We start from the raw sequence: 8,847 nt of genomic DNA, 5'->3' as shown, positions 1-8,847 counted from the left end.
CATGGCCGTCTACTTCGAGTGCATCACGCGGACAAGCATGTCGAAGTCGGAGCTGTTTGACCGTGCCAGGAGCATCGACGCCCACCGGGCTTCGATGGCTCGGTCTCGCGAAGAGGCTGTTGCTGGCGTGACCTCTGGGCTCATCTCTCTTGGCGAGCAGGTTACCTGGCGAGCTTGGCACTTCGGCCTTCCGCTTCGGATGACGAGCCGGATCACCGAGATGGAGTCGCCTGACCTCTTCGTAGATGAGCAGGTCAAAGGCCCGTTCAAGCGGTTCCGGCATGTCCATGAGTTCCGCGAAGACCGAGCTGGCACGACGATGATCGATCAGATCGAGTTCGCGGCACCGTTCGGCCCGATAGGCCGTCTTGTCGAGAAGCTGGTGCTAGCCCGTTACCTTCAGAGGCTGATCGAGACGCGGAATCGGCACTTGGCCGAAGGCGGCGCCCGGTAGGGGATCGGGGCCGCTTCAGACCCCGACTGCTTCCGAGCGAGGACGTGGCGATCTACGATCAGCTTGGCGAGGGGGTCCGGGTGCGTCGTGTCGGTTCGGTGGGTCGCGTCTGGCCGGTGATTGCCGGGCTCGTAGTCGGAGCGACGCTGGCCTCGTCGTGCGGTGCCCCGAAAGCGTGTCCGGCGGAGGGCTACATCTCCGCTGCGGTCCCTTTAAGGTGCTCGAATGACCTATGTTTTCAAAGGCGGCCTGGAAAGACCGAGCCATGCGCCGCGCCCAGGCAACAACACAGTTCAGGTCACTGAAGGTCGCGGCCGCGGTGATCGGGCCGCGCACGGCACCCGATCAGCTGGTCCTGGGCCTCTATGACGGCGAGGGCGAACTGCGCTTCGCCGGCCGCGCGCCGCTGACCCCCGCGCAGGCGGCCAGAGCGGCCCCCTTCCTCCAAGAACCGGCGGGGGAGCATGGAATGCCCCTTGAACGTACGACAACGGCAACATCAGAGTCACAGACAACCCGTGGCCGGAGGAGATCCGGGCCACGGCGTTCGACCGGTTCGCCCGGGACCGCGGGCCTGTGCGCCTGACCCTCATCGAGCCCGTGGCCGTGGAGGTCTCCGCAGACGCCGCCCGCACCGGGATCGCGTTCCGCCACGCCGTGCGCCTGCTGCGCTTCCGCCCCGACATCGACCCCGCAACCATCAGGGCCGAGTCCGGCTAGCCGGCCGGCCCAGCTGTCCGGGACGCGCGCGCTCGGCGGCGGCTGCCCCAGGACTGCCTCGCTCCATCTCGAGGCTAGGCCCCAGGAGGGGCCCCTCCACTCGAGAAGCGCAGGCCCGTGGACATTCCTGAAGCAGAGCCGGGCCCGTGAGCGTCTTCGTGTCCTTATCGGCCATACGGAACCGGAGCAGCCGGCCCGAGGACGGCCAAGGGCTGCGCCCTGGAGATGGTCCTCGCTGCGCTCGGGCTCAAGCCGTCCCGCGCCCGCCGTCTCCGCTGCGCTGCGCCATCGGCCCCGGCCCGGTCCCTTTACTCGTGTTTCCGGCTGTCCTGCGGATTGTACGCACCCGCTCCGCCGGCACAAGCCCCTCCTGCGTCGGGGCCGGCAGCCACGGGAATCCTGCTCCGGCGCTCCGCTTATTTCCTGCGCAGATTTCCCGCGGCCGCCGCCCTGACGGGTTGCTGCCGGCTCCGCGGGTGCAAGCGAGCGAGCTCGCCAGCCGGAAAAACGAAGGGGGCGGGGGAGAGGCACCGGCTGGTCACCACAGTCCCCCGCCCCACCGAACACGCACAAGGAGAAACGCCATGTCCCACACGCTCGAACTCGTCGCCCCCGTGTCCCTGCTCGTGGACACCAACGTCCGCACGCAGGCCGACCTCACCCCGGCGTTCGTGGCGAACATCAAGGCCAACGGAGTCCTGACCCCGATCACCGCCCACCGCGACGCAGAGGGCGCCCTCCGGGTCCTCTACGGCCAGCGCCGCACCCTCGCCGCCGTCGAGGCAGGCCTGCCCGCCATGCCGGTCTACGTCGTCGACTCCCCGGAGGAAGCCGACCGTCTCGCCCGGCAGGTCGCCGAGAACGACCAGCGCGCCGCCCTCACCGACGGGGACCGGGCCGAGGCCATCCACCAGATGGCCCTCCTCGGAGTTCCCGCGTCCCAGATCGCCAAGAAGACCGGCGCGGCCAAGGGCACCGTGGAGCAGGCCATCAAGGCCCGCAGGAACGAGACGGCCACGGCGGCGCTCGGCGCGGGCCGCACCCTCGACCAGGCGCTCGTCCTCGCCGAGTTCGAGGGCGATGCGGAGGCCACCGCAGAACTCGAATCCGTGATCGCGGACGGGCCCGAGCAGCTGGAGCACGTCGCCCAGCGGCTGCGCAACGACCGGGCCATCGCCGCCCGCCTCGCCGAGGCCCGCACCGAGGCCGAGGCGCAGGGCCTGACCGTGGTGGAGCACATCGGCTACTACGAGGACGCCGAGGCCGTCCGCCTCTACCTGCTCACCGACGCCGAGGGCAACCAGCCCACCGAGGAACAGGCCAACGCCGTCGCCCTCTACCTCTACGACACCGACGGGGAGATCAGCCGCCAGTACGGCATGGCCAACTGGGCCGAGCACGGCTACACCCTCCGCAGGTCGGACGCCCATCGGTCAGGCGGGCCCATGACCGAGGAGCAGAAGGCAGAGCGCAAGACGCTCATCGCCAACAACAAGGCGATGGACGCCGCCCAGACCGTCCGCCGCGACCACGTCCGGACCCTGCTGTCGCGCAAGACGGCACCGAAGGGCTGGCAGCGGTTCCTCGCCCTCGCCCACACCCGGCACCACAGCGTGCTCCGGGACCGCCCGGCGGACCTCGCCGCCGAGTTAGCCGGGGCCGCCAAGGAGAACGACTACCTCGGCACGGCACTGGCCGAGCACGTGGCAGAGCACCCGGCCCGGCCCGAGGTCGCCCTCCTCGCCCTCGCCTTCGCCGGGCTGGAAGAGCACGTGGACCGCCAGGCGTGGCGCCGCCCCGACGCCGCCCAGCGCTTCTACCTGAGCCAGCTGGCCGAGTGGGGCTACACGCTCAGCGACGTCGAGAAGATCATCAGCGCCGACCCCGAAGCCGCAGAAGAGCCAGAGGCCCAGTAGCAGGAGCCCGGGGCCCGTCCGCTGGGCGGGCCCCACCCCGACCCGGGGTGCGCCCCGCGCTCCGGCCGGGAGCACGGCCCGCACGGGGGGACCCGGGGCTGCCGCCCCCGGGGATGCGGTCCTCGCTGCGCTCGGGCTCAAGCCGTCCCGCGCCCGCCGTCTCCGCTGCGCTGCGCCATGGCCCCGGACCGGTTCCCTTTTTCGTGTTTCCGGCTGTCCTGCGGATTGTACGCACCCGCTCCGCCGGCACAAGCCCCTCCTGCGTCGGGGCCAGCAGCCACGGGAATTCTGCTCCGGCGCTCCGCTTCTTTCCTGCGCAGATTTCCCGCGGCCGCCGCCCCAAGGGGTTGCTGCCGGCTCCGCGGGTGCAAGCGAGCGAGCTCGCCAGCCGGAAAAACGAAGGGGGAGGGGGAGAGGCACCGGCTGGCCACCACCCAGTCCCCCGGCCCACCGAACACGCACAAGGAGAGAAACAGAATGCGATTCATCGAAGAGACCGTCGAGGAGACCCGCCCCGTGGCAACCGTCGACACCCGCGAGCCCGTGATCGTTCCGGTGCTGGTCGACTACCACCTCAACGGCGGCTACGACTGGATGGCCGAGGTCAACGCCCGAGGCTGGGACACGCCCGGCATGTGGGGCCATGAGGGCTGGGACCTCGGGCAGTGGCCCTACATCATCGTCGCCACCCGCACCCTCGAGACCGAGGCCGGCCCGCTCTACGCGGTGGCGACCTACACCGAGGGCGACGTCGAGACCCGCTGGTACCGCCAGCAGGAGCGCTGCTGGGAGGCCATCAGCACCGAGGCGTTCGGGTGCTGGAAGCGCAGCGAGGCCCACGGCCCGCACGGCCTCCCGGAGCATGCGGCGGACCTGCCGGACGACCTCCGCCGCCCCTTCACCGGCCTGCTCCACTAGCCCCGCCGCCCCAAGGTCCGCCCGCCCCGCGCCGGGGCGGGCGGACCCCCACAGCCGAACTCACACAGCATCCTTGAAGGGAACCAAGGCCATGACCATGACAGCGACCACCCTGCCGGACTTCCTCGCCGCCATCGAGCACGGGCTCGGATTCACACCCGAGGACTCCCTCGTCGCCGTCGCCGTCCGCACCGAGGGCGCCCTCGGCGTCCACGTCCGCCTCGACGCCGCCCCCTCCCTCGCCCACCCCGCGGCCGCCGCCCGGTGGGCGATCGGGCACGCCCGCACCGGCACCCGGTGCGAGGGCATCATCGCCGCCCTCTACACCCACGCCCCCGCCGATGAGGCCGAGCGGCTCTTGCGGGCCGTCGCCCGCGAGGCCGAGACGCTCGGGCTGACGGTGCACCTCGCCTTCCACGTCGGCGCCCACGGCTGGACAGAGCTCCGCCACCAAGCGGCCGGCACCCGCCAGCAGGCCAAGGACAGCGCCCTCTACGCCCAGCTCGTCTTCGAGGGCTCCGTCGTGCGGAGGATGGAGCCCGAGGACGTCCCGTTCGCCGGGCCGGACGACGCCGCCGCGCGCATCGAAGCCGCCGCACCCGACACCCCGTACGAGGCCGCCGCGGAGTGGACCGCGCTGCTGGACTCCGGCCGGCACCCCGTCGGCAGCGAGGCGTTCCGGATCCTCGCCAACCTGAAGGCAGGGATGCCCCGGGACTTCATGATCGCCGCCACCGCCGGCGACCTCCCCGCCGAGGGGACCGCGGCGGCCGGGGACCGCCTGGTCGGGCTCCTGCTCGGCCGGACAGGGGCCCGCCCCGATTGGGCGCGCATCGACCGGGCCGAGAACGTCCTCGGGTGCCTGCTCGCCGAGGCGCCCGATGGGCACCGGGCGGGGGCCCTGACGTTCCTGGGCTGGATCGCATGGTACAGGGGAACCAGCAGCGCAGCCCTGACGTGGTTCGCCCGCGCCGAGCAGGACAGCCCCGGCTACCGGCTCGCCGCCCTCCTGACCAGGCTCATCGGCCAAGGCGAGCTCCCCGAGGTCGCCAAGGACCCCGGCATCGCCTACCACCGCCGCTGACACCCCCGGCCCGCTCCGCACCCCCGGGAACCCAGGGTGCGGCGCGGGCCGGCCTCCGCAGGCTCCGGCCGGCCCGGGCACGCCCACCCGCCCGGGCATGCACCGACCCGCCCGGCGGCTACCCTTGGGAACCATGCAGCAGAACCCACAGCAGGATCCGGACCGGGTGCCGGATGAGACCCTGTTCGAGCAGGCCGCCGAGCTCGCCGCCCTCACGGCCGAGGACAGTCGGCTCGGACCCGCCGACCTCCTCTGGGTCCCGGAGAAGGACAGAGACACCCCCTAGACTCGACACGGTCCGCCGCCCAGGAGCGCGTCCCCCACGCAGCCCGGCGGCGGCCCGCCAAACTCAACAGATAATTTCCCTTTGTGTGTTCGGGAAAGAAAGCCGGATGGCATTGAAAGCGGTTGTGGTGGCCGCTGCCATTCCGGCTTTTCCCGTCCCTGAGGGCGGTTGAGATATCCCCGAGGGAAAATCAGAAAGTGGCCATGACGGGGAGGGTCTGAGATATTGCCGAGACCTATTGCAATCCTGCCAGCCGTTCGGGGGAGCCGTGCCGATCAGGCTCTATTCCGAGGACAAGGTCTGTGGTGGCCATGCGGCCGGACATGACGGGCGCACCAGCAGTGGCAAGCGTTTCAGCGAGGCGACCCCATCTGGCAATGCTGCAGGGCCGGGCCCAGTCGGCTCTGCGTCCTCCCGGAAGACGGAGGGGCGGCTGCTGCCCGACGCCCAATAGGCGCGGCCCGGCGTTGGAAAACAATTGGATGCGGAAAGAGTCCTGAATTCTCAGGCAAAAACCGTGGTGGAGTATTCACATTCAACCGGCCATAAACTAGAATCGAACCATGATGACGGGATGAAATTGGTCCCGGTCGATCAGGCGAACGAAACTGAGAATTGATACGAAACCGAGGACTGAGACAATGCAGAACACCAACCCCGCCATCACGGTCTACAGCAAGCCGGCCTGCGTCCAGTGCACGATGACGAAGAAGGCCTTGGAGAAGAAGGGCCTCGCCTATCGCGAGGTCGATGTCACGGAATCGGCTGCCGCGCTCGAGTACATCACGGAGGAGCTCGGCTACTCCCAGGCCCCGGTCGTTATCTGAGGGGAGGGTGGCCGGTGCGGCGTTTCCGCCGTGGTGGGGTGTCCTTCACGTAATCCACGTATCGAATGGCTGTGGTCTTCTGTGTCCACCGCCACCGCCGCAGACTTTTTTCGCCGCGAAGCCACAGTTTTATCATCTGTTGACGATGATTATGCGCGGTCGGGGCGGTACCGAGGTCCTTTCATAGGGAGGACGACAGCCGGCGAGAATCCCGGGAGCCGCCTCGAAGCGCCAGCTGGGATTTCCCTGTGCTGCCGCGTGGCATTTTTTCCGGACGTGCTCGGTCGGGTAGGACGTGAATGTGGAGGAGTCGAAGGAGCTGGCCGAGCAGGGTTCCGTCAGGCCAACCACCGCGCGGCAGCGGATCCTTGACACTTCCTTCGAGCTGTTCGCCCGCAGGGGGATCCGCGACGTCGGGGTCGACGAGCTCGTTGAGAGCTCGGGTGTGGCGAAGGCGACCTTCTACAAGTACTTCCGTACCAAGGACGACCTCGCCCTGGCCTACCTTCAGCGGTGGTACGAGGAGCGCAGCGCCGCGATCGAGGCCGCAGTCGCGCGGCACCAGGACGAGGATGCCCCGGCCCTGCTGGCCGTGTTCGACGTCTTCGAGGAGTGGTTCCGGCAGGGGTCGGTCGAGGTCAGCTCGTTCCTGCACGTGCTGATGGAGATGGGGCCGGGGCACCCCTTGGGCCGGGCGAGTCTGGACTACCTCGCCCGCACACGGGAACAGCTGGCTGCGCTGGCGCGCGAGGCGGGGCTCCGGGACCCGGAGGGGTTCGCCTGGTCCTGCCACATCCTCCTGAAGGGCTCCATCGTCGCCGCCGTCGAAGGCGATGCCCTGGCGGCCGAGCGCTCGCGCCGCATGGCCGCCCTCCTGGTCGCGGACTCGCGCCCCAGCGCTGACGCAGGCTAGTCCGAGGCGGCTCTGCGTTTCGGCGGCGAGGTCATCGGTCAGATCCCTGATCTGGTGGCCGAGCGCCTCGACCGGCGCTGCCGGGCAGGGCGGGCAGGCGAAGCGCGTGTAGGAATCGCCCGCTCAAGATGAGCACTGGCCCGTTTGCATGCAGCGCCATTGGAATCCCCATAGAGCCAGGCATGCCTTTGTCCACTACGCCAGCTGTCCTCGCCGTCGTCCACGCGCCCGGGATCCCCATCGACGGCGCCCCGCCGGCGTCCGGATCCTGGACCCGGCCGAAAGGCCCTGTCCTTCCCGACCCCGTCCTGCTCGCCCGGCACGACCGAGATGACCGAGCGCGGCCTCTGGTGCTGGCGGTTCCGACTCTGGCCTTACCTCCAATTAAGCGATATCATTTAGATATCACTTTTCCTGTGAGGAGCGGACCATGGACATCGATTCTCCCGCGGGCGGCCGGCAGGCAGGACCAGTGGGGCACACGAGGGTGGATGTGAGCCAACGCCCCGCCCTCAGCGTCAACGGCTGGCTCGGGGTGATCGCGACCGCGGCATGCACGTGGTGGGGGATCGCCGCAGCCGCCAGCGGATGGCTGTGGCTGCCGATCCTGATCGGCCTGCTCATCGTCACCTCGCTTCAGGTGGTCGCTCCGGGTCAGACGGCCGTCGTCCAGTTCCTGGGCAGGTACGTCGGCACCGTCCAACGGCCGGGCTTCTGGTGGGTCCTGCCACTCACGCTCCGACGTCCGGTCAGCATCCGTGTCCGCAACTTCGAGACCGACCACCTCAAGGTCAACGACGCCGACGGGAACCCCGTCGAGATCGCCGCGATCGTCGTGTGGCAGGTGGCCGACACCGCGAAGTCGACCTACGCCGTGGACGACTACCGGAACTTCGTCTCCGTCCAGTCCGAATCAGCGCTGCGCCACGTCGCCACGACCCACCCCTACGACGACCCAGGCGGCACCGGGACCTCCCTGCGCGGGTCGACAGACCTCGTCGCCGGCGACCTCGCCCGCGAGGTCGCCGCGCGCGTCGCGATCGCTGGAGTCGAGATCATCGAGGTCCGCATCTCCCACCTTGCCTACGCACCAGAGATCGCCCAGGCGATGCTGCGCCGCCAGCAGGCCAACGCGGTCGTGGCGGCCCGCTCGCGGATCGTCGAAGGGGCTGTCGGCATGGTCGAGCTTGCCCTGAACCGGCTTGCCGAGCACGAGGTCGTCGACCTCGACGAGGAGCGCAAGGCGAGCATGGTCAGCAACCTCATGGTCGTGCTCTGCGGCGAGCAGCCTCCCTCGCCGATCGTCAATGCCGGCTCGCTGTACACATGAGCGAGCGCTCCCCGCGCGAGCGTCGTCAGGTCCTGCTGCGCCTCGACCCTGCCGTCCACGGCGCCCTCATGCGCTGGGCTGACGACGAGCTCCGCAGCCTCAATGCCCAAGTCGAAGTGCTCCTGCGCCGAGCCCTCGAGGAGGCCGGGCGGATGCCCCAGCACGCCAAGCCACTTCCACGCCGCGGCCGACCCAGGGACTCGGAGAGGTGACTCCACCACCGGAAGACGATCCCGAAGCCAGTTTCAAGGGCCTTGGACCACTGACACGCTCCAACACGCAGAAGTTGACAGGGAACGCCAAACCCGAGGGACTCACAGGGCGGCCCGCATCTGGCCCAAGGTCAAGAGACGCGATGCCGTCCGTCTGCTGCGCTTCCGCCCCGGCCAGGTGCCGGGA

Annotated in this window: 11 protein-coding genes; 10 read left to right on the top strand and 1 reads right to left on the bottom strand. The window is 69.6% G+C overall.

From position 1 onward, the window contains the following. Positions 1-454, top strand: a 454-nt coding sequence (locus tag LK10_RS04500; protein WP_043120509.1) for an SRPBCC family protein, incomplete at its 5' end; no start/stop codon positions are given. 298 nt (positions 455-752) lie between these two features. Here LK10_RS04500 and LK10_RS21725 read toward each other — a convergent pair. Beyond that, positions 753-920, bottom strand: a complete 168-nt coding sequence (locus tag LK10_RS21725) for a hypothetical protein (RefSeq protein ID WP_156144034.1) — start codon at positions 918-920, stop codon at positions 753-755. 110 nt (positions 921-1,030) lie between these two features. Between LK10_RS21725 and LK10_RS22200 the strand changes: the two genes are divergently transcribed. The 9 genes from LK10_RS22200 (at position 1,031) to LK10_RS04465 (ending at position 8,660) form a co-directional block, all read left to right on the top strand. Next, the gene (locus LK10_RS22200) at positions 1,031-1,174 is read left to right on the top strand and encodes a hypothetical protein (RefSeq protein WP_197061846.1); all 144 of its coding nucleotides are present in this window, start codon (positions 1,031-1,033) and stop codon (positions 1,172-1,174) included. Between the two features lie 584 nt (positions 1,175-1,758). Further along, the gene (locus LK10_RS04495) at positions 1,759-3,090 is read left to right on the top strand and encodes a ParB/RepB/Spo0J family partition protein (protein ID WP_043120508.1); all 1,332 of its coding nucleotides are present in this window, start codon (positions 1,759-1,761) and stop codon (positions 3,088-3,090) included. A gap of 477 nt (positions 3,091-3,567) precedes the next feature. Continuing rightward, complete coding sequence (locus LK10_RS04490; RefSeq protein WP_052206954.1) at positions 3,568-4,008, top strand: hypothetical protein; 441 nt, start codon at positions 3,568-3,570, stop codon at positions 4,006-4,008. Positions 4,009-4,105: 97 nt separating this feature from the next. Then, entirely contained in the window at positions 4,106-5,092 is a 987-nt protein-coding gene (locus LK10_RS04485; protein ID WP_197061845.1) for a DUF4192 family protein, read from the top strand. Positions 5,093-5,225: 133 nt separating this feature from the next. Continuing rightward, on the top strand, positions 5,226-5,378 hold the full coding sequence (locus LK10_RS21720) for a hypothetical protein (RefSeq protein WP_156144033.1): 153 nt from the start codon (positions 5,226-5,228) through the stop codon (positions 5,376-5,378). Positions 5,379-6,019: 641 nt separating this feature from the next. Then, the gene (locus LK10_RS04480; RefSeq protein WP_043120511.1) at positions 6,020-6,205 is read left to right on the top strand and encodes a glutaredoxin family protein; all 186 of its coding nucleotides are present in this window, start codon (positions 6,020-6,022) and stop codon (positions 6,203-6,205) included. A gap of 301 nt (positions 6,206-6,506) precedes the next feature. Beyond that, complete coding sequence (locus tag LK10_RS04475; protein ID WP_231567598.1) at positions 6,507-7,118, top strand: TetR/AcrR family transcriptional regulator; 612 nt, start codon at positions 6,507-6,509, stop codon at positions 7,116-7,118. Between the two features lie 430 nt (positions 7,119-7,548). Further along, on the top strand, positions 7,549-8,448 hold the full coding sequence (locus LK10_RS04470; RefSeq protein ID WP_043120505.1) for an SPFH domain-containing protein: 900 nt from the start codon (positions 7,549-7,551) through the stop codon (positions 8,446-8,448). After that, a complete protein-coding gene (locus tag LK10_RS04465) occupies positions 8,445-8,660 on the top strand; it encodes a hypothetical protein (protein ID WP_043120503.1) in 216 nt (71 codons plus the stop codon). The genes LK10_RS04470 and LK10_RS04465 overlap by 4 nt, the downstream gene beginning before the upstream one ends. Positions 8,661-8,847 lie beyond the last annotated feature (187 nt).

The sequence above is a fragment of the Sinomonas humi genome, assembly GCF_000802235.1.
Lineage (GTDB): Bacteria > Actinomycetota > Actinomycetes > Actinomycetales > Micrococcaceae > Sinomonas > Sinomonas humi.
The sequence above is the reverse complement of the archived record's forward strand: the minus strand, read 5'-3'. Positions and strand labels throughout refer to the sequence as shown.